General features: G+C 65.1%; 20 protein-coding genes and 1 pseudogene. 10 read left to right on the top strand and 11 right to left on the bottom strand.

Annotated elements, in window-relative coordinates; translation table 11 throughout:
- The 3 genes from ACTHNR_RS26430 to nagE form a co-directional block, all read left to right on the top strand.
- A partial coding sequence (locus ACTHNR_RS26430; RefSeq protein WP_440551768.1) for an SIS domain-containing protein occupies window positions 1-998 on the top strand: 998 nt, incomplete at its 5' end.
- A gap of 13 nt (window positions 999-1,011) precedes the next feature.
- A complete protein-coding gene (gene ptsP, locus ACTHNR_RS26425) occupies window positions 1,012-3,597 on the top strand; it encodes a phosphoenolpyruvate--protein phosphotransferase (protein WP_440551766.1) in 2,586 nt (861 codons plus the stop codon).
- Window positions 3,598-3,689: 92 nt separating this feature from the next.
- Window positions 3,690-5,453, top strand: a complete 1,764-nt coding sequence (gene nagE, locus ACTHNR_RS26420; protein ID WP_440551764.1) for an N-acetylglucosamine-specific PTS transporter subunit IIBC — start codon at window positions 3,690-3,692, stop codon at window positions 5,451-5,453.
- Between the two features lie 145 nt (window positions 5,454-5,598).
- On the opposite strand, the gene cydX is transcribed toward nagE, so the two are convergent.
- The 5 genes from cydX to rpoH all read right to left on the bottom strand — a co-directional run bounded on the left by cydX (window position 5,599) and on the right by rpoH (window position 10,091).
- Window positions 5,599-5,721, bottom strand: coding sequence for a cytochrome bd-I oxidase subunit CydX (cydX, locus tag ACTHNR_RS26415; protein WP_440551762.1), 123 nt, complete (start codon window positions 5,719-5,721; stop codon window positions 5,599-5,601).
- A gap of 49 nt (window positions 5,722-5,770) precedes the next feature.
- Window positions 5,771-6,907, bottom strand: coding sequence for a cytochrome d ubiquinol oxidase subunit II (gene cydB, locus ACTHNR_RS26410; protein WP_440551760.1), 1,137 nt, complete (start codon window positions 6,905-6,907; stop codon window positions 5,771-5,773).
- 43 nt (window positions 6,908-6,950) lie between these two features.
- Window positions 6,951-8,540 carry a cytochrome ubiquinol oxidase subunit I gene (locus tag ACTHNR_RS26405; RefSeq protein ID WP_440551757.1) on the bottom strand — a complete coding sequence of 530 codons (1,590 nt, stop codon included), beginning with the start codon at window positions 8,538-8,540 and terminating at the stop codon, window positions 6,951-6,953.
- Window positions 8,530-8,850, bottom strand: coding sequence for a cytochrome oxidase putative small subunit CydP (gene cydP / locus ACTHNR_RS26400; protein ID WP_440551755.1), 321 nt, complete (start codon window positions 8,848-8,850; stop codon window positions 8,530-8,532). Before cydP ends, ACTHNR_RS26405 begins: the two co-directional genes overlap by 11 nt.
- Window positions 8,851-9,158: 308 nt before the next feature.
- Window positions 9,159-10,091: an RNA polymerase sigma factor RpoH gene (rpoH, locus tag ACTHNR_RS26395; protein WP_440551752.1), complete on the bottom strand. Its 933-nt coding sequence runs from the start codon at window positions 10,089-10,091 to the stop codon at window positions 9,159-9,161.
- Between the two features lie 343 nt (window positions 10,092-10,434).
- On the opposite strand from rpoH, the gene ACTHNR_RS26390 reads away from it, so the two are divergent.
- Together ACTHNR_RS26390 and ACTHNR_RS26385 are read left to right on the top strand one after the other, a co-directional pair.
- Complete coding sequence (locus ACTHNR_RS26390; protein ID WP_440551750.1) at window positions 10,435-11,028, top strand: acyloxyacyl hydrolase; 594 nt, start codon at window positions 10,435-10,437, stop codon at window positions 11,026-11,028.
- Window positions 11,029-11,066: 38 nt separating this feature from the next.
- Window positions 11,067-11,450 carry a nuclear transport factor 2 family protein gene (locus ACTHNR_RS26385; protein ID WP_440551747.1) on the top strand — a complete coding sequence of 128 codons (384 nt, stop codon included), beginning with the start codon at window positions 11,067-11,069 and terminating at the stop codon, window positions 11,448-11,450.
- Window positions 11,451-11,515: 65 nt separating this feature from the next.
- Here ACTHNR_RS26385 and leuA read toward each other — a convergent pair whose 3' ends face one another.
- Both leuA and ybiB read right to left on the bottom strand, forming a co-directional pair.
- A complete protein-coding gene (gene leuA / locus ACTHNR_RS26380; RefSeq protein WP_440551745.1) occupies window positions 11,516-13,192 on the bottom strand; it encodes a 2-isopropylmalate synthase in 1,677 nt (558 codons plus the stop codon).
- Window positions 13,193-13,593: 401 nt separating this feature from the next.
- Window positions 13,594-14,565: a DNA-binding protein YbiB gene (gene ybiB / locus ACTHNR_RS26375; protein ID WP_440551743.1), complete on the bottom strand. Its 972-nt coding sequence runs from the start codon at window positions 14,563-14,565 to the stop codon at window positions 13,594-13,596.
- A gap of 142 nt (window positions 14,566-14,707) precedes the next feature.
- Between ybiB and ACTHNR_RS26370 the strand changes: the two genes are divergently transcribed.
- The gene (locus ACTHNR_RS26370) at window positions 14,708-15,424 is read left to right on the top strand and encodes a fumarylacetoacetate hydrolase family protein (RefSeq protein ID WP_440551741.1); all 717 of its coding nucleotides are present in this window, start codon (window positions 14,708-14,710) and stop codon (window positions 15,422-15,424) included.
- Between the two features lie 34 nt (window positions 15,425-15,458).
- Window positions 15,459-16,103: a maleylacetoacetate isomerase gene (maiA, locus tag ACTHNR_RS26365; RefSeq protein WP_440551739.1), complete on the top strand. Its 645-nt coding sequence runs from the start codon at window positions 15,459-15,461 to the stop codon at window positions 16,101-16,103.
- Window positions 16,104-16,164: 61 nt separating this feature from the next.
- Here maiA and ftsY read toward each other — a convergent pair.
- Window positions 16,165-17,445, bottom strand: a pseudogene (ftsY, locus tag ACTHNR_RS26360) (signal recognition particle-docking protein FtsY).
- Window positions 17,446-17,705: 260 nt separating this feature from the next.
- Here ftsY and rsmD point away from each other — a divergent pair.
- The 3 genes from rsmD to ACTHNR_RS26345 all read left to right on the top strand — a co-directional run bounded on the left by rsmD (window position 17,706) and on the right by ACTHNR_RS26345 (window position 19,338).
- On the top strand, window positions 17,706-18,323 hold the full coding sequence (gene rsmD / locus ACTHNR_RS26355) for a 16S rRNA (guanine(966)-N(2))-methyltransferase RsmD (protein WP_440551737.1): 618 nt from the start codon (window positions 17,706-17,708) through the stop codon (window positions 18,321-18,323).
- A 111-nt stretch (window positions 18,324-18,434) separates the two neighbouring features.
- Complete coding sequence (gene coaD / locus ACTHNR_RS26350) at window positions 18,435-18,941, top strand: pantetheine-phosphate adenylyltransferase (protein ID WP_440551735.1); 507 nt, start codon at window positions 18,435-18,437, stop codon at window positions 18,939-18,941.
- Between the two features lie 127 nt (window positions 18,942-19,068).
- Window positions 19,069-19,338: a YfhL family 4Fe-4S dicluster ferredoxin gene (locus ACTHNR_RS26345; protein ID WP_440551733.1), complete on the top strand. Its 270-nt coding sequence runs from the start codon at window positions 19,069-19,071 to the stop codon at window positions 19,336-19,338.
- A gap of 84 nt (window positions 19,339-19,422) precedes the next feature.
- On the opposite strand, the gene pth is transcribed toward ACTHNR_RS26345, so the two are convergent.
- The 3 genes from pth to ACTHNR_RS26330 all read right to left on the bottom strand — a co-directional run bounded on the left by pth (window position 19,423) and on the right by ACTHNR_RS26330 (window position 21,917).
- Window positions 19,423-20,025 (bottom strand): aminoacyl-tRNA hydrolase, encoded by a 603-nt coding sequence (gene pth, locus ACTHNR_RS26340; protein WP_440551731.1) that lies wholly within the window; start codon window positions 20,023-20,025, stop codon window positions 19,423-19,425.
- A 133-nt stretch (window positions 20,026-20,158) separates the two neighbouring features.
- The gene (locus tag ACTHNR_RS26335) at window positions 20,159-20,770 is read right to left on the bottom strand and encodes a 50S ribosomal protein L25/general stress protein Ctc (protein ID WP_440551729.1); all 612 of its coding nucleotides are present in this window, start codon (window positions 20,768-20,770) and stop codon (window positions 20,159-20,161) included.
- A 190-nt stretch (window positions 20,771-20,960) separates the two neighbouring features.
- On the bottom strand, window positions 20,961-21,917 hold the full coding sequence (locus tag ACTHNR_RS26330) for a ribose-phosphate pyrophosphokinase (protein WP_440551770.1): 957 nt from the start codon (window positions 21,915-21,917) through the stop codon (window positions 20,961-20,963).
- Window positions 21,918-22,017 lie beyond the last annotated feature (100 nt).

Below are 22,017 nucleotides of genomic sequence, written 5' to 3'. Positions count from 1 at the left end.
AGGCGCTCGCCGCGAGCGCCGTCGTCAAGGCGCAGTGCGACGACAGCGCACGCGTCGAGCAATTGGCCGCCGTGCTGGCCGCCAAGCCCTGCCATGTCGCGTTGACCGTTGCGCGCGGCAGCTCCGACCACGCGGCGAGCTATTTCGCGAGCCTGGCGATGAGCCGCATCGGCGTGCCCGTCGCTTCGCTGCCGATGTCGATCGCGACGCTGCAAGCGGCGCCGCTGCGTGTGGAGGGCGAGCTGGCGATCGCGTTTTCGCAATCGGGCCGAAGCCCCGATCTCGTCGATACGATGACGGCGCTGCGCGCCGCCGGCGCCCGGACCGTAAGCGCGGTCAATGCCCCCGAATCGCCCCTCGCCGACGCCTGCGAATGGCAACTGCCGTTGTTGGCGGGAGTGGAGCGCTCCGTCGCGGCCACCAAAAGCTATATCGCCATGCTGTCGATCTCGGCGCAGCTCGTCGCGTACTGGCAGCGCGATCCGATGCTGCTCGACGCGCTGCGCTCGCTGCCCGACACGTTGCACGAAGCAGCGGCGCTCGATTGGTCGTCCGCCGTCGATACGCTGCGCGGCGTCGAGCGCATGATCGTGATCGGTCGCGGCCTTGGCCTCGCGATCGCTCAAGAAGCCGCGCTCAAGCTCAAGGAGACGTCGGGTATTCAAGCCGAAGCGTTCTCGAGCGCCGAAGTACGCCATGGGCCGATGGAGCTCATCGACCGCGACTATCCGCTGCTCGTTTTCGCACCGCGCGGGCCCGAGCAGGAGGGCTTGATCGGGCTGGCCGCCGACATGCGCGCGCGCGGCGCGCGCGTCTTGCTGGCCGCGCCTGACGATGTGAGCGCGGCGCAGCTTCCGCTAGCGACGAGCCGCCATGCGGCGCTCGAGCCGATCGCGGCGATCCAAACTTTCTACGTGATGGCCGCGGAACTCGCGGCCGCGCGCGGACGCGATCCCGACGCGCCGCGCCATTTGAACAAGATCACCGAAACTTACTGAGCGAGAGATGCGGATGGAACGTGCTGAGGAGTCCCGATTAATGAATCAATCCCCGGACAAGGTGGTTCTGCTCGCGCCGTTGACGGGGCCCGTGGTGGCGCTCGCCGACGTGCCGGATCCCGTTTTCGCGGGCGGCATGTTCGGCGACGGCATCGCCGTCGATCCGCTCGATGGCCGGCTGCTCGCGCCGTGCGACGGTCTCGTCACGCATCTGGCGCGCACGGGCCACGCGGTCACGCTGCAAACGCGGGAAGGCGCCGAAATCCTGCTTCATATCGGTATCGATACGGTCGAACTGGGCGGCGAAGGGTTCGCGGCGAAGGTGGCGCAAGGCGCTCATGTGAGAGCCGGCGACGTGCTGATCGAATTCAATCAGGACGAGATCGTCACGAAAGCGCCGAGCCTCGTATCGGTCATCGCGATCGCCAATTCCGACGCGTTCGACGTCGTGGAGCGCGCATCGGGCCGCGTAACGGCCGGTGTGAGCCCGCTGCTCGTGCTGCGCGCGAAAGGCGCCGCGGCGCAAGGAGGCGGCGCGGCCGGCGAGGCCACGGGTGAAGTCAAGGTGCAGGCAAGCCGCACGATCACGCTCTCGCAGGCGGGTGGACTGCATGCACGTCCCGCGGCGCGTGCGAGGGAAGCCGTGCGCGGCTTGCAGGCGCGTGTCGAAGTTCATCACGGCGGCCGGCACGCGAACGTCGAGAGCGTCGTGGGTCTGCTCGGCCTAGGCGCCGGTGAAGGCGCAAGCGTGGAGGTGGTCGGCTCGGGCCGAGATGCGGCGCAAGCGGTCGACGCCGTGGCCCGCGAGCTGCTGCGCGAAGTGCACGGCGAACTCGAGGAAACCCCTGCGCGCATGAACTCGCCCGCGCCGGCCGTGCGGCCTTCCGGCGTTCCGCTCGACCCCAACACGCTAGCCGGAGTATGCGCTGCGCCAGGCATCGCAGTGGGCACGCTCGTGCGGTGGGACGATGCGGAATTGGCCCCGCCCGAGCGGGCGAGCGGCACGCCGGCGGCCGAGAGTCGCATGCTCGACCGCGCGCTCGCCGTCGTTGATCAAGAACTGAATACGACCGTGCGCGATGCGTCGGCGCGCGGCGCGGTCGGCGAGGCCGGCATTTTCGCGGTGCATCGCGTCTTGCTCGAAGATCCGACGCTCGTCGATGCGGCGCGTGACTTGATCAGCCTTGGAAAAAGCGCGGGCTTCGCCTGGCGCGAAGCGATCCGCGCGCAGATCGCCGTGCTGACTCACGTCGAAGACATGCTGCTGGCCGAACGTGCCGCCGATTTACGAGATATCGAAAAGCGCGTGCTGCGCGTGCTTGGCCATGCCAACCCGGCGGCGCGCTCGTTGCCCGAGGAAGCGATTCTCGCCGCCACCGAATTCACGCCATCGGATTTGTCCTCGCTCGATCGCGCGCGCGTGGCGGCGCTCGTGATGGCGGCGGGCGGGGCGACGTCGCATGCCGCGATCATCGCGCGCCAGCTCGGCATACCCGCGCTCGTGGCCGTGGGCGACGCTTTGCATGCGATCCCCGACGGTACGCAAGTGGTCGTCGATGCGAGCGCCGGCCGGCTCGAATATGCGCCGACCGAGATCGACGTCGAACGTGCGCGGCTCGAGCGCCAACGCCTGGCCGGCGTGCGCGAAGCGAATCGCCGTACGTCGCAGGAAGCGGCGGCGACGCGCGACGGCCGCGCGATCGAAGTCGCGGCGAACATCGCCACGATCGACGATGCGCGTACCGCGACGGAAAACGGAGCCGACGCCGTGGGCTTGCTGCGGACCGAGCTGCTGTTCATTCACCGCGAATCGGCGCCCACCGCCGACGAACATCGCCAAAGCTACCAGGCGATCGTCGATGCCCTGCAAGGCCGCACGGCGATCATCCGCACGCTCGATGTGGGCGCGGACAAGGAAGTGCCCTACCTGACGCTGCCGCCGGAGACGAACCCCGCGCTGGGCTTGCGGGGCATACGGCTCGCCCAGGTGCGCCCCGACTTGCTCGACGATCAGCTGCGCGGCCTTATCGCGGTTCAGCCGCACGGCTCGGTGCGCATTCTGCTGCCAATGGTGACCGATGCGGGCGAACTCGTGCGCGTGCGCAAGCGGATCGACGATCTTGCCCGCGACCTGGGCCGCACGGATCCGATTCAGGTCGGCGTCATGATCGAAGTGCCGTCGGCCGCGTTGCTGGCCGATCAGCTCGCACGGCATGCCGATTTTCTGTCGATCGGCACGAACGACCTGACGCAGTACACGCTCGCGATGGACCGGTGCCAAGCCGATCTGGCCGCGCAGGCCGATGGTTTGCACCCGGCCGTGCTCAGGCTGATCGATCAGACGACGCAAGGCGCGGCCAAGCACGGCAAATGGGTGGGCGTGTGCGGCGCGCTGGCCGGCGATCCGTTGGCCGTGCCATTGCTGGTGGGCCTGGGCATCACCGAATTGTCGGTGGACCCCGTCGCCGTGCCCGGTATCAAGGCGCGTGTGCGCAACCTCGATTATCAACTGTGCCGACAACGCGCGAACGATATGCTCGCGCTCGATTCGGCCCAGGCGGTAAGAGCAGCAAGCCGCGAGATCTGGCCGTTGGATTAGGACTCCTAATCGATTCCACGGACGACGAAATCGCACTTCGACGATAGACGAAAGACGGCATCAACGACGAGAAAGACCAACTGGAGGATTCAATGGATGCGAACCCATTTCTAAAGGTACAGCGCCTGGGCAGGGCGCTGATGCTGCCGATTGCGGTATTGCCCGTCGCGGGCATCTTGCTGAGACTCGGCCAGGCCGATGTGCTCAACATCAAGATGATCGCCGACGCGGGCGGCACGATTTTCGACAACTTGCCGCTGCTGTTCGCCATCGGCGTGGCGGTGGGCTTCGCAAAAGACAACAACGGCGTGGCGGCGCTCGCCGGGGCGATCGGCTATCTGATCGAAGTCGCCGTGATGAAGGACATAAACGACAAGCTCAACATGGGCGTGCTGTCGGGCATCATCGCCGGTATCGTCGCGGGCATGCTCTACAACCGGTACAAAGACATCAAGCTGCCCGACTACCTCGCGTTCTTCGGAGGGAAACGGTTCGTGCCGATTGTCACCGGGCTAGCGTGCGTGGTGCTCGGCATCGTGTTCGGTTACGTCTGGCAGCCCGTGCAACTCGCGATCGACGCGACCGGCCACTGGCTGACGACGGCCGGCGCGCTGGGCGTGTTCGTCTACGGTACGCTGAATCGGCTGCTGCTCGTCACAGGCTTGCACCACATCATCAACTCGCTGGCCTGGTTCGTGTTCGGCACGTTCACGCCCCCGGGCGGCGGCGCGGCGGTCACGGGCGATCTGCATCGCTTCTTCGCGGGCGACCCGACCGCGGGCGGCTTCATGACGGGCTTCTTCCCGGTCATGATGTTCGGCCTGCCGGCCGCGTGCTTGGCGATGTTTCATGAAGCGCCGAAGGAGCGCCGCGCGATGGTGGGCGGCCTGCTGTTCTCGATGGCGCTGACGTCGTTCCTGACGGGCGTGACCGAGCCGGTCGAATTCAGCTTCATGGTCCTCGCGCCGGTGCTGTATGTGATTCACGCGCTGCTGACGGGGCTTTCGCTCGCGATTTGCCAAGCGCTCGGCGTGCATTTGGGATTCACCTTCTCGGCCGGTGCGATCGACTACGTGCTCAATTACGGCCTATCGACGAAGGGGTGGCTCGCGATTCCGATCGGGCTCGTGTACGCCGTCGTCTACTATGGCTTGTTCCGCGTGTTCATCCGCAAGTTCAACATGGCCACGCCGGGCCGCGAGCCGGCGACGACCGAAGCACAGGTCGAATCGTTCGCCGCGGGCGGCTATGTCGCGCCCACAGCCGGCGCCGCCGCGTCGCGCGCCGATCGTTATATTGCCGCTTTGGGCGGTGCGCAGAATCTGACGCTCGTCGATGCCTGCACGACGCGGCTGCGTTTGTCCGTGGTCGATTCCGGCAAGATCTCCGAGCCCGCGCTGAAGGCGGCCGGTGCGCGCGGCGTGCTCAAGCGCGATGCGCACAATGTGCAAGTGGTGATCGGTCCCGAGGCCGACTTGATTGCGGATGAAATGCGTGCGGTCATTGCCGGAGGCGCGACGTCAGCCACGGCTGCGGCGCCCGCAGCGGCGGCGACAGCGGCCGAAGGCCAAGGGGGCGCGGCTGCGGGCCCCCTGGACCCGGACCCGATGCGTTGGCTTGCGGTATTCGGCGGCGCTACGAACGTGGCGGCGCTCGACGCCGTGGCATCGACGCGGCTTCGCGTCGTCGTACGCGATCCGTCCGCGGTCGACCGTCAGCGCCTCGCCGCGCTGGACGTAGCCTGGGTATCCGCCGACACGTTCCACATCGTTTGCGGATCGGCCGCCCAGCGCTACGCGCAGCAGCTGTCGACGCGCCTGCCCGCCGCGGGCGGACCTTCGCCGCAGCCGGTGTGAATAGAGAAGCTTAGAGAAGCGAAGCAGTAAACAGCGGCGCCTATGACTGAACTGTCCGACCTCACGAAGTCGGCTCATGTCTAGGCGCCGTTTTCCTGCGCGCCGCACGTTGAACCGGCGTCGTCGCGCATGCAGCTAGCGCCGGTTATCGGCCCCGCGGATTGTGCGCGCCCCGCGCTTTCTCCATCCTCGATTCGAGCCACATGGCGTTGATGATGCCGAAGCCCAGGGCGACGCCGATACCGAGAATCCAGCTGAAGTACCACATGGTTAGTCCCTCCTAATTAAGCGTTGAAGCCGCATGACGCATGCCCGCCTCAATACATCGAATGCCGGTTCTGCTCGAGCGCAGCCTGCGTGACCTTGCCGCGCATGACCCGGTAGACCCATCCCGTATAGACCAAAACGATCGGCAAGAACACGATCACGGCCACGAGCATGATTTCGAGCGTGAGGCGGCTCGAGGTCGAATCCCAGACGGTCAAGCTGCTCTTGGCATCGAGCGAGGACGGCATGATGAACGGGAACATGGAGAATCCCGCTGTGAGAATGACGCCCGCGATCATCGCGCCGGTCGCGATGAAGGCGGTTTTCTCGAAACGCGAACGCGCAACGGCAAATGCCACGAGGCCGCCCGCGAATCCGAGCGCGGGTGCGATCGTCATCCACGGGAACCGGTCGTAGTTGCTCATCCACAGACCTTTGCCGGCATCGACGGTCTTGAGCAGCGGGTTCGCGACGGCGTCGAACGGCGGCGCGCTTTCGATGCGATATCCGACGATCGACGTAGCGATCAACGCGCCGGCCAATGCGAAGGCGAGCAAGGCAACGACCGTCGCGATGCGCAGCGCCGACGAGGCGCGCGCCGAGATCGCGCCGTCCGTCTTCATCTTGACGAACGCCGCGCCGTGCGCGACCAGCATCGACAGGCTAACGATGCCGGTCAGGAGCGCGAACGGATTGAGCAAGGCGAAGAACGAGCCGTGATACGTCACGCGCATGTCCGTATCGAACGCAAACGGCGCGCCTTGCAGAAGATTGCCGAATGCAACGCCGAATACGAGCGCCGGTACGAAGCCGCCTGCGAACAGCGCCCAGTCCCACGCGACGCGCCAGCGCGGATCGGCGCGCTTGCTCCGATAGTCGAAGCCGACCGGCCGAAAAAACAGCGCGAAGAGCACGAGCAGCATCGCGAAGTAAAAGCCGGAGAACGATGCTGCATAGACGAGCGGCCAGCTCGCGAACATCGCGCCGCCTGCCGTGATCAGCCAGACTTGGTTGCCTTCCCAAGTGGCGCCGACCGTATTCACGACGATACGCCGTTCATCATCGGTCTTGCCGACGAACGGCAGCAAGATGGCCGTGCCCATGTCGAAGCCGTCCGTCAGCGCGAAGCCGATCAAGAGCGTGCCGATGAGCGCCCACCAAATCACTTTGAGCGTTGCGTAGTCCATGATGGTCCTTGGTTCGATCAGTGACGGAGATGCCCGAGCCTGCTCATGCGGGCGTGTCGCTCGTGACCGGCGACGCCGCTCGCGGCTCGGATTCATACCGGCCCGTATGCAACGAGGCCGGCCCGAGGCGCGCGTACTTGAACATCAGCGTGATCTCGATGACGAAGAGCGCGGTGTAGAACAGTGCGAAGCCGGCCAGGCTCAGATAGACATCCGTCGCCGACAGGCTCGATACCGAGAGGTTCGTCGGCAAGATGCCCGCGATCGTCCACGGCTGACGCCCGAGCTCAGCCACCACCCAGCCGAACTCGGCGGCTAGCCAGGGCAACGGAATAGACCAGAGCGCCCAGCGCAGAAACCAGCGCCTGCGCTCGTCGAGTACGCCGCGGCGGGCGCAGAGCCAGAATGCGTACAGGAACGTCGCGAGGAAAAGCACGCCTAGGCCGACCATCAAGCGAAACGAGAAGAAGATCGGCGCGACGGGCGGAATCGTCGCTTGCGCGGCGCGATGGATCTGCGTGGGCGTCGCATCGGTGACATGCGGGGCCAACGGCTTGAGCAGCAGTCCGTAGCCGAGGTCGGCCTTGTAGGTGTCGAACGCGGCGCGGGTGGCCGCGGAGGTGTTCCCTTGCTTGAGCTGTTCAAGCGCCGCGTAAGCCAGGATGCCGTTTTTAATGCGTGCTTCGTTCTGCTGCGCCAAGTCCTTCAATCCTATGACGGGCTCGTCGATCGACCGCGTGGCGATGAGCCCGAGTGCATAGGGCACGCGCAACGCGTAGTCGGTACGTTGTTCCGCTTGATTAGGAATGCCGAATATCGTGAAAGCGGCCGGCGGCTTGGCCGTGTCCCATTCCGCCTCGATCGCGGCGAGTTTGACCTTTTGCACTTCGCCGGTGTTGTAGCCCGACTCGTCGCCGAGCACGATCACGCACAGCGTCGACGCGAGGCCGAACCCGGCCGCGACGGTAAACGAGCGCAGCGCGAACTCGACGTCGCGGCGCTTGAGCAGGTACCACGACGAGATGCCGAGGACGAACATCGAAGCGGTGACGTAGCCCGCCGATACCGTATGCACGAACTTGACTTGCGCGATCGGATTGAAGATGACGGCAAACAGGCTCGTCAGTTCCATGCGCATCGTCTCGTAGTTGAATTCGGCCCCGACCGGGTGGTTCATCCAGCCGTTCGCCACCAAGATCCAGAGCGCGGAGAGGTTCGAGCCGAGCGCCACGAGGAATGTCACGACGAGATGCTGGACCTTCGAGAGCCGGGTCCAGCCGAAAAAGAACAACCCGACGAACGTCGATTCGAGGAAAAACGCCATGAGCCCTTCGACGGCCAGCGGCACGCCGAAGATGTCGCCGACGTAGTGCGAGTAGTAGGCCCAATTCGTTCCGAACTGAAACTCGAGCGTGATGCCGGTCGTCACGCCCATGGCGAAATTGATGCCGAACAGCTTGCCCCAGAACTGGGTCATGTCTTTGTAGACGGGCTTGTCGGTCATCACGTAGACGGCTTCCATGATGACGAGCAGCCATGAAAGGCCGAGCGTGAGCGGGACGAAAAGGAAGTGATAAAGGGCGGTGACGCCGAATTGCAGGCGCGACAGATCGACAACTTCACTACTGAGCATGGCCAACTCCTTGTGGCGCGCGAGTGGCGGGAGAGGAAAGCAGAACCCTGGCGACATCGGCCGGGGGCAAGCTCATGTCGGGCGCGCGAGGATGATTGAAGAAAGCGAGCTTGAGCCCGATCAGCAACGCGACTTTGAGCGTCAGCACGAGTGCGATGTCGCGTGCGAAGGTGGGGCCGCGCACCCAATGTCGGATCGACGATGGGCGTGGGCGCCGTGCGGCGGCCTCACCGTCGCCCTGATCGTGGGCGGCATTGGTTGGGCGAACGAGTCGCATGGTTTCGAATTCCCGTTGGTCGCGTTGATCCATTGGCGGCCGCGTTCGGGCTGCCTGGGATGCGATCGGCCCCGAGGGGCCGCGCGGCGAACAACCGAAGTGGTCGACACCATCGTAGAGCGGGGGAGTGTGGGCGGCTTTGACTTACGACAATGGCGCGGCGCATTACCGCAGCCCGATCGAAAATTCAAGACCCGCATCGGGAATTCGAAAGCGCAAGCGGGTGGCAAGCCGGAAGGCAGGCAAAAAAAATCCCGCCGCTTCGCTCGCGGCGGGATGGGTGCGGGACGGTCGATGCAACGGCCGGCAGGCCAGCTGGCCTGCGGTGCGGCTAAGCCGTGTTACGCGTACTCGGCCAGCGCCGTGCGCATCTTCTTCATCGCACTGGCTTCGATCTGACGAATGCGCTCGGCCGACACGCCGAATTCATCGGCCAGTTCGTGCAGCGTCGAGCCGCCCGAACCGTCGTCGTCCACGTTGAGCCAGCGCGCTTCGATGATGCGCCGGCTGCGCGCATCGAGCGATTCGAGCGCTTGAGCGATGCCGTCCGTTTGCAGCCGATCGTTCTGGCGCGCGGCGAGCACGGCCGTGGGCTCGTTGTGCGAATCGGCCAAGTAGGCGATGGGCGCGAACGACTCCTCGCCGTCCTCGACCTGCCCTTCGAGCGCGACATCGCCGCCCGACAGACGCGTCTCCATCTCGGAGACTTCTTCGCGCTTGACGTTCAGTTCCTTCGCCAGCCCGTCGATTTCGTCGGGCGTGAAGGTGTGCAAGCTTTGCTTGTGGCTGCGCAGATTGAAGAACAGCTTGCGCTGCGCCTTCGTCGTGGCGACCTTCACCATGCGCCAGTTGCGCAGGATGTATTCGTGAATTTCCGCCTTGATCCAGTGAATCGCAGACGACACCAGGCGCACGTTTTGCTCGGGGTCGAAGCGCTTCACGGCCTTCATCAGACCGATGTTGCCTTCTTGGATCAGATCGGCATGCGGCAACCCATAACCGAGGTAGTTGCGCGCGATCGACACCACGAGACGCAGGTGCGAGAGCACTAGCCCGCGGGCGGCCTCGAGGCTCGCGCGCTGGCGATACTCGGTGGCGAGCTCGCGTTCTTCCTCGGCGCTCAGCATCGGAATGCGGTTGACGGCCTGGATGTAGGCGTCGATGTTGCCGAGCTGCCCGGGCAGCATCGACGGCGCGAGCGTCAGAGCACCTGCCGAAGCGGCCTTAGCGGACGCCGGGCTCAGCAAGTTCGGAAGGGTCATAGCGTTGCTCACGTGAGGAAACTCCTTGTAAATCAGTTACTGCTCGGTCACGAACACCACCGTACGGGGCATATTAGCACTCCCTTTCGCAGAGTGCTAAGCATTCGAGTCGCGCCCCTAGAGGAAGTTCCATGACCCTATCAAAAACATGGTTTCAATAGTTTATTTTACGCCGATGCGGCCTCGCGTACATCCTTTTCACGCATCGTCGTCGCGGTTTGCGAACAATGTTTGGCAGGAAACGGTACCTTTGCGTTTGCGGCCCACAAAGTAAGATCATCCGACCCCCGCGCGGTGCTGCCGCGGTACTGGCGCGGGACGATCGGCATGCAACGCCTTCAGGTGGAGTATCGAGATGAACAAGAACAACGATTTGATCCCGCTCAAGGCCACGGCAGTTCGGTGCGTGGCATCGGTGCTTCTGGTCTGCGCCGCCGCGACGGCCAGTGCACAGGAAGCCCCCGCGTCGTCTTCGAATAGGTTCGGCGCACAGGTCGCGCTGGGCGTGGCTCAGCACAAGGTGAAGAAAGTCGACCTTGGGTTCGTGTGGGACCCGGGGCTGAACTGGTGGGAGATCGGCGGGTGGCATTTTTCGCTGATCGGCGAGGCGCACCTCGCCTACTGGCACGCGAACGAAGGGGCGTTCCACAACGATGTCTACGAGTTGGGCGTTACGCCGATGGTGCGGTTCATCAAGGACACGGGAGCGATACGTCCGTACATCGAGGCCGGCGCCGGCGTGCGCGTGCTTTCGCACCCGACGATCACCGATACCTATACGCTATCCACGGCGTTCCAGTTCTCCGAAACCGTCGGTATCGGCGCACAGTTTGGCGCGCACCAGCAGTACCAGGCGGGCGCGCGTTTCCAACACGTGTCGAATGCCGGTATCAAAGAGCCGAATCCTGGTATAAATTTCACCCAGCTATACCTGCAGTACAACTTCTGACGTCGGCGCCCGTGCGCCGGTCGCAAGGGGACTGAGCGATGGCGGCAAAGGTGATCGAGGCGATTCGGGCGCTCGAGCGCGATCGGTTTCGCGCGATGGTGGACGGCGATGTGCCGGTGCTGAATCAATTGCTGTCGGACAGCGTGAGCTACATTCACACGAACGGCAAACGCGAGACGAAGCAGCAATTCATCGATTCGATCTCCACCGGGCATCGCCGATACCGGCAGATCGAAGTGCAATCGCAGGACGTGCTCCCCGTGGGCAGCGGCACCTGCGTCGTGACGGGGCGTGCGCTCGTCGAAATGGAGGCGAACAACGGTGCGCTTCTATTTCCGATTGCGTATACGGCGATCCAAGCGCAAGAGGGCGGTCATTGGCGCCTCGTCGCCTGGCACGCGTCGCGCTGCGCGCTCGAGTAGAACGCACAGCGCTTCGCGGGGCGCCGCCCACTCGTGGCGGGCGGGCCCGGTTGCGTCGAACACGTTCAGGCCGCGGCCGCTTCGTCCTCCTGGTCGCGATCCCATTCCAATCGATTGACGGCGCTCACGAGCGCATCGGCCGCCGCGGTGGCGGGGTTCGCGTGCACGCCGACGCCATAGCGCACCGCCTGGCCGCCCGCCTCACCCTCCGCCTCGATGCGGCAGGCCACGAAAGCCGCCGTGCGCCCGTCGCTCGTGCGCACTGTCTCGTAATCGCAAATCTCGACGCGCCGGCGCGCGGCCGCCGATACGGCGTCGGCAATCGTTTTCACCCACGATTCGCCCTCGGCGTAGCCCGCCGCGGCGTCCACTCGCGCGATCTCTCGCCGGCGCCAGCGCACGGCCGACTCCACCCGCTCGGCCGGCCCCGCGATTTCGAAGTATTCGCGCGCGAAGAGGGCGCACACCGCGTCGCCCGTGATTTCGGCGCCCGAATCGTCGGCAAGGCGCTGCACGACGTGGCTGAACTCGATTTGCACGCGGCGCGGCGGGGCGAAACCCAGCCCGCGCTCGAGCAAGTAGGTGGCGCCGCCTTTCCCCGATTGGCTGTTCACACGAATCACGGCTTCGTAGCCCCGTCCCACGTCGGCCGGATCGATCGGCAAGTAGGGCACCTCCCACACTGCGTCGCTCTTTTGCTGGGCGAGGCCTTTGCGGATGGCGTCTTGATGCGAGCCCGAAAACGCCGTGAAGACGAGTTCGCCCGCATACGGATGGCGCGGATGGACGGAGATCGCATTGCAGCGCTCCACGACGCGGCGCACGGCGTCGATATCGGAGAAATCGAGCCCCGGATCGATCCCTTGCGTGTAGAGATTGAGCGCCAGCGTAACGAGATCGACGTTGCCGGTACGTTCCCCGTTGCCGAAGAGGCAGCCCTCGATGCGATCGGCCCCGGCAAGCAGCGCCAGCTCGGCGGCGGCCACCGCCGTGCCGCGATCGTTGTGCGGGTGCACCGAGAGCACGATGCTGTCGCGGTAGGCGAGATTGCGGTCCATCCATTCGATTTGATCGGCAAAGACGTTCGGCGTCGCGGCTTCGACCGTGGCCGGCAGATTGACGATCATCTTGCGCTCGGGTGTCGGGCGCCACACGGCGCTGACGGCGTCGCACACTTCGCGCGCGAACGCGAGCTCGGTCATGCTGAACGTCTCGGGAGAGTATTCGTAGATCCAGTGCGTTTCCGGCCGCCGCTCGGCATGCTGCTTGATTTGACGGGCGCCTTCCACGGCGATCGCCTTGACGTCGTCCTTCGACGCGTTGAAGACGATGCGCCGAAATGACGGGGCGATCGCGTTGTACTGGTGCACGATTGCCCGCGGGGCGCCTTCGAGCGCTTCGAACGTGCGCGCGATGAGATCGGCGCGCGACTGCACGAGCACTTCGATCATGACGTCTTCGGGAATCCGCTTTTCGTCGATGAGCTTACGCACGAAGTCGAAGTCGGTTTGCGAGCCGGAGGGGAAGCCGACCTCGATCTCCTTGAACCCGATCGCGACGAGCATCTCGAAGAACTCCAGTTTCTGCGCAATGCTCATCGGCTCGATCAGCGCCTGGTTGCCGTCGCGCAGGTCGGTGCTCATCCAAATCGGAGCGCGTTCGATGGTGCGATTCGGCCATCTGCGGCCGGCCAACTGCACGGGCGGGAAGGGGCGGTACTTTGCGGCGGGGTTGCGAAGCATGGACGGACCTCGGTTCGTCGGGTCGTCTGCGAAAACGCGGCTGATCGAGCGGCTAGCTCAACTTGCCTGACGCGTTGCTGCCACGTCGGCGGTCTCGCGATTCGTCCGAGCGGTACTCGGCCAAATGCTGACGACTACGGGTTGTAGAAGGAACTGCGGTTTGGGGTGAAACGAAAACGGCTCGGGATGCTGCTGGAGGACCGCGCGAGGCGCGCGGCGCTACGCCTGGCTTACGCTAGACGTAGCGATAGGGGCCGCGCTAGGCGGCCGGAGGTAATTCGGAGGGGGTTCTGGATCGAACACATAGAGCGCACTCTATGACAGCGTGCGGCGCGCTGTCAACTGCGAGCGCGCGTAGTCGAAGGCGAGGCGAACAAGGGGCGCGAGCCGGCGGCGGCCGTCTAGGGCGCGCCTGCCGCGCGGGCGATGCGCGAAATTTCCTCCACCTGGCGCGCAAGCGTCGGCGGCACGGGGGCGCGGCCTGCCAGCACGGATTCGATCCAGCGGGCGGTGGTTTGCGCGTCGCGCCCGGCCGGCAGTTCGGGGGCGGGTTCGTCCGGCGAGGCGCGTTCCGGCGCCACGAGCGTGTCGGCGACGCCGTCGTGCAGCCAATCGATCTGCACCTGGCGGCGCGTGTCCGCCACCGCTTCCCCTTCGGTGCCGCGCGCGAGCAGGGCGCCGCCGGCGGCGGCCTCGGGGTGGCCGAGAAACAGTTCGGCGAGGCTGTCGCGGTACGCCGGGTGCGTGTAGTTGACGAGCCGCAGGCCGGCCGGCGAAAACGGCTGCAGAATTTTCACGAGCGTATGCGTGGAATTGCGCACGCCCATGACGCGACGCAACCCGAGCAGGCGGGCGAGTTTCGGCGCGAGCACTTCCACCGGGGCGAAGGCGAGGCGGCGCCCCGCCAATGCCGATTCGATGTCGGCATGCGATGCGGCGGCCGCGATGCCCAGGCACGCGAAAATCTCGGCGCTCGTCACACGGCCCGGATCGTCCGTGACGCCGTGCACCAGCGTGGGCACGCCTTCGCGCGCGAGTAGCAGGGCCAGCAAGGGGACGAGGTTCGGCTGCTTGCGCGCGCCGTTGTAGCTCGGAATCGAGACGGCGGAAACGGGGCCGGCCACGCGGATGGGAGAGATCGAGGCCTGGGCGGCGGCGAGCATGGCGGCGAGTTCGTCGGCCGTTTCGCCCTTGAGACGGTAGGCGAGCAAGACCGCGCCGAGTTCGAGATCGGACACGCGCCCCGCCAGCATCGCGCTGTAGAGCGAATAGGTGTCTTGCGCGGAAAGCGCGCGGGCGCCATGCGGGCCGCGCCCGATTTCCTTGATGAAGCGGGCGCAGGGGAACGGCTCGGCGGCGATGGGTTCGGTCATAGGGCTTGCGGGCAGACGCCGAGGGCGACGTTCGAGAAAAGGCGAAACCAACGAGTACCGCATTGCCGGCGATCTGGCAAGCGCTCGCGTGGGCGCGATACACTCCATTTTCGCTCACAGGAAGAAGGAACAGGAGAAAGCGATGGAGTATGTGTTTGCCCCCACGCCGATCGTCGCCGTGCCGGTGGCCGAAAGTGTCGACGCCGCCAGCGAGCGTGAAAAATTCCCGGTGCGACGCATCTATTGCGTGGGGCGCAATTACGCAGCCCACGCGCGCGAGATGGGCCACGATCCCGACCGCGAGCCGCCGTTCTTCTTCACGAAGCCGGCCGACGCGGTCGTCTACGTGGCGCCGGGCGAGACAGGCGAATTTCCGTATCCGTCGCGCACGAACGACGTGCATCACGAAATGGAACTCGTCGTTGCGATCGGGCGCGATGGGCGCGACATTCCCGTCGATCGGGCGCTCGACCATGTCTACGGGTACGCGCTCGGCCTAGACATGACGCGGCGCGATTTGCAGGCCGAGGCCAAGAAGATGGGGCGTCCGTGGGACGTCGCCAAAGGCTTCGATCATTCGGCGCCGCTTGGCCCGATCCACCCTGTATCGCGGGTCGGGCATATCGAGCGCGGCGCGATCTGGCTAAAGGTGAACGGCGCGGACCGGCAGCGTTCCGACGTATCGCAATTGATTTGGTCGACGGCGGAGACGATCGCCTATTTGTCGACGCTGTTCGAACTCAAGAGCGGCGATCTGATCTTCACGGGCACCCCCGAGGGTGTTGCCGCGGTCGTGCGCGGCGACCTGATGACGGGCGGCGTCGAAGGCTTGGGCGAGTTGAGCGTGCGCGTCGCCTGACGCAACGCGGACGCAATTGCATAGGAAACGACCGATGAAGCTTTACAGCTATTTCCGCAGTTCGGCGAGCTATCGCGTGCGGATCGCGCTCAATCTCAAGGGCCTGCCGTACGAGTATGCCGCCGTGCATCTGCTGCGCGGCGGCGGCGAGCAACTGCAGGCGGACTACCGGCGCGTCTGTCCCGACGGCATCGTGCCCTCGCTCGTCGACGGCGGCGTCGTGCTCCAACAGTCGCTCGCGATTATCGAGTACCTTGAAGAGACCCACCCGAACCCGCCGTTATTGCCGAGCGCGCCCGCCGACCGCGCCTATGTCCGCGCGATCGCGCTGCAGATCGCCTGCGAGATTCATCCGCTGAACAACTTGCGCGTGCTCAAGTATTTGAAGCATGACCTCGGCGTGACGGACGATGCGAAGAACGCCTGGTACAAGCATTGGATCGACAACGGCTTTAGCGTCCTCGAAGCGACGCTTGCCGGCGATCCGCGCACGGGCAAGTTCGTGTTCGGCGATGCGCCGACGATGGCCGACTTGGCGCTCGTGCCGCAGGTGTTCAACGCGATGCGCTTCAACGTCGACATGCAGCCTTACCCGACGATTCAACGCCTCTACGACGAGGCGATGCGGCTCGACGCATTCGAGCGCGCGGCGCCCGGACGGCAGCCCGACGCCGAATAAGGCGGATCGGAAGATCGCCGCGCGCCGCGACCACGTGGCGCGCGCGCCGGTGGGGAGGGGCTCAGCCGAGCAGCGCGTCGGCGAACTCCTCGGCGTTGAAGGGCTGCAGATCTTCGACTTTCTCGCCTACACCGATGAAGTAGACGGGCACCGGGCGCTGGCGTGCGATCGCGGCCAAGATGCCACCCTTGGCGGTGCCGTCGAGCTTCGTGACGATGAGCCCGGTCAGCGATAGCGCGTCGTCGAATGCCTTGACCTGTGCAAGCGCGTTCTGTCCGGTGTTGGCGTCGATGACGAGCAGCACCTCGTGCGGCGCGCCGTCGAAAGCCTTGCCGATCACGCGCTTGACCTTGCGCAGCTCTTCCATCAAATGCAGCTGCGTGGGCAAGCGACCGGCCGTATCGGCCATGACGACGTCGATCTTGCGCGCACGCGCGGCGCTCACCGCATCGAAGATGACGGCGGCCGGATCGCCGCTTTACTGCGAGACCACCGTCACCTTGTTGCGCTCGCCCCAGATCGCCAGCTGCTCGCGCGCGGCGGCGCGGAAGGTGTCGCCGGCCGCCAGCAGGACCGATTGATCGAAGCGCTGCAGGTGCTTGGCCAGTTTGCCGATGCTCGTCGTCTTGCCGGCGCCGTTCACGCCCGCGATCATCATGACGAGCGGTTGAGCGCGGCCGAGCATCAGAGATTTTTGGAGCGGTTGGAGCAGACCGACGATGAGCTCGCGCAATGCGCTCTTGACCTGCTGCGGATCGGTGAGGCGCTGCGTGCGGACTTTCTCGCGCAGCGCGCCGAGCAGGAATTCCGTTGCCTCGACGCCCGCATCCGACATCAGCAGCGCCGTTTCGAGTTCCTCGTACAGCTCGTCGTCGATCTTCGTGCGTACGAAGATGCCCGTGAGGCCGGCGCTGGTCTTCGATAGACCCGTGCGTAGACGAGTGAGCCACGATTGCTTTTGCGCGGGTTCGGGCGCGGGCGGGGGGACGATTTCCTCGAAGTCCTGCTCGTCCAGCGTCTCGGGCTCCACGGCGACGGCGGACGTCGCGGCGCTCGGTGCGGCTACGCTCGGCTGGGCGGCGGCGGGGGCAGCAGCTGGGGCGGTAGGGGCGGTAGGGGCCGGCGACACCGCGGGCGCGGCCGGGGCAGGCGAAGCAATCGGCTCGATCGGCTCGGCCGCGCGAGTCGGCTCAGGCGCCGAGGGCGCGACGGACGTCGATGGCACAGCGGGCGCCTCGGGTACGGCCTCCCGATGGCCGGGCTGCGGCGCGTCCGCGACTTGCGGTTCCTGCGCGGTGTCGGCGGATTTGCCGCCTTTGAATCGTTTGAAAAAGCTGAACATGGTGTGCCGTGATGGTTGCCGTGGCGAACTGCCTTCGGCGGCAAAGGATGGCGCGCGGCCGCGCATGCGCCGCGGCGGACCGGCTAATGCGGCATTGGCGGCATTGCGCTCGAACGCGCTATTTTACCAGGCGCGCCGGCCGCGCTCTCGCGCGCTCGAACGACGCGTCGTGGGCTGTGGTAACGTTGGCCGTCGCATCTAGCGCGGGATCGCCCCGCCACGCCTCACCGTTTTCATCGTTCGCCATCGAGCCTGCCCGTATGTCCCGTTCCTCGCAAGTCTCCCGCGCGTCAAGCGCGGCCCCCGCCCGCGGCAAGCCGCACACCGTTCGCATCATCGGCGGAGATTGGAAGCGCACTCCCTTGCAGGTGCTCGACCTGGAAGGCTTGCGGCCCACGCCCGATCGCGTGCGCGAAACGCTGTTCAATTGGCTGGGCCAGCGGCTCGAGGGCTGGCGCTGTCTCGATCTGTTCGCCGGCACGGGCGCGCTCGGGTTCGAAGCCGCCTCGCGCGGCGCCGCCCGTGTCCTAATGGTCGAGCGCAATGCGAAGGCGGCCAGGCAACTGCGCGAGATCCGAGAGCGGCTTTCGGCACAGGCGGTGGAAGTGGTCGAGGCGGACGGCATGAGGCTCGCGGCGGGCTTGCCGCCGAACGCGTTCGAGGTCGTTTTTCTCGATCCGCCCTTCGGGGAGGGGCTCTTGACGCGTGCGCTCGACGCGGCCGCGCCGCTCGTGGCCGAAGGGGGCTATCTGTATGCGGAATCGGGCGAGCCGCTCGCGCTCGAAAGCATCGCCGCACTTACCGGTTGGCATATCGTAAGGCAAGGGAAAGCCGGGGCCGTACACTACCATTTGCTGCAGCGCGAAAATGATGAATAATGCGCGTTTCCAAGAGCAATAGACGCCGGCCGCTACGGACCGCGTCATGGCGGCGGCATCGCAGCGAACGCATGCTCGCGTCCCAATCAGGATGATGACAGGAGATGGTCGATGGTAGTCGCCGTGTACCCGGGTACGTTCGATCCGCTTACGCGCGGTCATGAAGACCTCGTTCGGCGCGCGTCGAGCATTTTCGACACGCTGGTCGTCGGTGTGGCCGATAGCCGCAACAAGAAGCCGTTTTTCACATTGCAGGAACGGCTCGACATCGCGCAGGAAGTGCTGGGCCACTATCCGAACGTGCAAGTGATGAGCTTCAAAGGCTTGCTCAAGGATTTCGTGCGGGCGAACAATGCACGCGTGATCGTGCGCGGGCTGCGCGCCGTGTCCGATTTCGAGTACGAGTTTCAGATGGCCGGCATGAACCGCTATCTGCTGCCCGACGTCGAAACGATGTTCATGACCCCGTCCGATCAGTATCAGTTCATTTCGGGCACGATCGTGCGCGAGATCGCCCAGCTAGGCGGCGACGTCAGCAAGTTCGTATTCCCTTCGGTCGAAAAGTGGCTGACGGACAAGGTCGCCGAAATGACCCAGGGTTCCGCTTCACGGCCGTAGGCGATCGCGCGCGGTCGAATGGCCCGTTCCGGCGCGCGTCGGACGCGGGCGCAAGCCAGGCGTAAAATATCGACTTTGCGTGGCGATTTCGCCGCGCTTCGTTCGAGACCGTTTTTCCGGTGACAGCATGGCTTTAATGATTACCGACGAGTGCATCAATTGCGACGTATGCGAGCCCGAGTGCCCGAACGACGCGATTTCGATGGGGCCGGAGATCTACGTGATCGACCCCGCGAAGTGCACGGAATGCGTCGGCCACTTCGACGAACCGCAGTGCCGCCAGGTCTGCCCTGTCGAATGCATTCCCAACGATCCGCAACACGTCGAGACGCCCGAAGGCCTACTCGCCAAATACCACGTGCTCGTAGCGGCGAAAGAGGCGGCGCGCAAAGAATAAAGGCGCCACAAGCGGCGCCTCGAGCGGCGATACGGGGGTACGGGCCCGTTCGTCCGTTAGGTCGTCTCTAGGGCTAGGTCGCCCTTACCCGGCGCTGTGCAGCTGCATCATTGCGCGCTCGGGCGCCCCCTTCACCACGTGCGGCATGACGGCGAGCGAGCGCTCGATTGCCGTATCGATCACCTCTTGTTCTTCCTTTCGCGGTGGCTTGAGCACGAAATTCGCGACGTCGGGCTTGGCGCCCGCACGGGCACTTTCGGGAATCAGATCGCGCGGGTGGCCGATGCCGATCCGCAGCCGCCAATATTGCTGCGAGGACAGGTGGGCTGAAATGTCCTTGAGCCCGTTGTGCCCGCCGCTTCCTCCACCGAGCTTGAGCTTCACCGCGCCCGGTGGCAGGTCGAGCTCGTCGTGGGCGACGAGGATCTCGTCGGGCAAGATCTTGAAGAAGTGCGCCACGGCCACGACCGACTGTCCCGATCGGTTCATGTAGGTTTGCGGTTCGAGCAGGTGAACTTCTTCGCCGTGAAGGCGCGCCTTCGCGTAAAAGCCGTGGAAGCGGCGCTCGTCGCGAAGCGTGGCGCCGGCGTCGCGCGCGAGCTGATCGACGAGCCAAAAGCCGGCGTTGTGCCGCGTTGCCGTGTATTCGGCGCCCGGATTGCCGAGCCCGACGATGAGCTTGATCATGCTTGGTTGCCGGCGATGCGGCCCGAAAACAAGGAGTGAGACATGACGAAAAAAAAACCCGCCGGGCAAGCCGCGGCGGGTCACGTCGTCCGTTCCATTGAAACGGATCGAGAGGATAGCGAGACGGTCGCGCTTACGCGGCGGGCGCTTCGCCTTCCGCAGCGGCTTCAGCAGCCGTGGCGCCGGCCGGCACTGCAGCCGATGCGATCACGGGGTTTTCGCTCTCGATGTGCGCGACGAGCGAAACGCCCTTGGGCAGCGTGATGTCCTTCGCGTGCAGCGATTGGCCGGCTTCGACCTTCGCGAGGTCGAGTTCGACGAACTCAGGCAGGTCGCCCGGCAGGCACTCGATTTCGACTTCGGTCACGACGTGCGAGATGATCGCGCCGCCGAGCTTCACGGCCGGGTTCGTTTCCTGGTTCATGAAGTGCACGGGCACCTTCGTGTGCAGCTTCTTGTTCGGGTCGACACGTTGGAAGTCGACGTGCAGCACGAGCTGGCGGAACGGGTGATATTGCACGTCGCGCAGCAGAACGCGCTCGGCCTTGCCGGCCACTTCGAGGTCGAGAATCGACGAGTGGAAAGCTTCCTTCTTCAGCGCATGCCACAGCGCGTTGTGATCGAGTTCGATCAGTTGCGGTTCAGCGGCTGCGCCATACACGATCCCCGGCGTCTTGCCGGAGTTGCGCAGGCGGCGGCTCGCACCCGTACCTTGCAGGCTACGCTCGAAAGCGACGACTTTCATATCCAATCTCCAATAACTGCCCGCGACCAGGCAGTGAAACGGAGCCTTCCGCACGTCGCGACCACATGGCGCGACACGTTGGGCTCCAGACGAAAACGGCGCGTTTCGTTGACCGAATCGCGCCTAGTTGCCGAATCCGCCGCGCATGACGCGACGCCTTCGGCGCATACGACGTAATGACGTGGGTGCTTCAGCTTTCCGCGAACAGCGACATCACCGAATCGCCGCGGCGGATGCGCGAGAACGTTTCGGCCAGCAGGCCCGCGCACGAGAGCGAGCGGATTTTCGCGCATGCGCGCGCTTCATCGCTCAGCGGGATCGTGTCGGTCACGACGAGCTCGTCGAGCGACGAATTCGTGATGCGCTCGGCGGCGCCGCCCGACAGCACCGGGTGCGTCGCATAAGCCACTACTTGTTTCGCGCCGCGCTCTTTGAGCACTTGCGCGGCTTTGCACAGCGTACCCGCCGTATCGACCATGTCGTCCATGATCACGCAGGTGCGGCCTTCGACTTCGCCGATGATGTTCATCACCTCGGCCACGTTGGCCTTCGGCCGACGCTTGTCGATGATGGCCAGATCGCAATTGAGCTGCTTGGCGAGCGCGCGGGCGCGCACGACACCGCCGACGTCAGGCGACACGACGAGCAAATTGTCGTAGTTCTGCTTGCGCAGATCGCCGAGCAGCACGGGCGTTGCGTAGATGTTGTCGACCGGGATATCGAAGAAGCCTTGAATCTGATCGGCGTGCAGATCCATCGTGATGATCCGCTCGACGCCCGCGATTTCCAGCATGTTGGCGATGACCTTCGCCGAGATCGCAACGCGCGCCGAACGCGGGCGACGATCTTGACGGGCATAGCCGAAGTAGGGGATGGCCGCCGTGATCCGACCCGCCGACGCGCGCTTGAGCGCATCGACCATGATCATCAGTTCCATCAGGTTGTCGTTCGTCGGCGCGCACGTGGATTGCAGAACGAAGACGTCCTTGCCGCGCACGTTTTCCTGAATCTCGACTTGGATCTCGCCGTCGGAAAACCGGCTGACCATTGCTTTGCCGAGGGGGATGCCGAGAATTTTGACGACTTCCTGTGCAAGCGCCGGATTTGCGTTGCCAGTAAAAACCATCAGGCCGTCATGGCTGCTCATCATGCACCTGCTGCTGGAGGCGGGAACTGCGGGAATGTTTGGCAGGGGAGGAAGGACTCGAACCCTCGCATGCCGGAATCAAAATCCGGTGCCTTGACCA

This window comes from Trinickia sp. (assembly GCF_051954495.1).
Classification (GTDB): Bacteria; Pseudomonadota; Gammaproteobacteria; order Burkholderiales; family Burkholderiaceae; genus Trinickia.
Note: the sequence above shows the minus strand (reverse complement) of the source record. Positions and strands in the feature narration are given on the sequence as shown.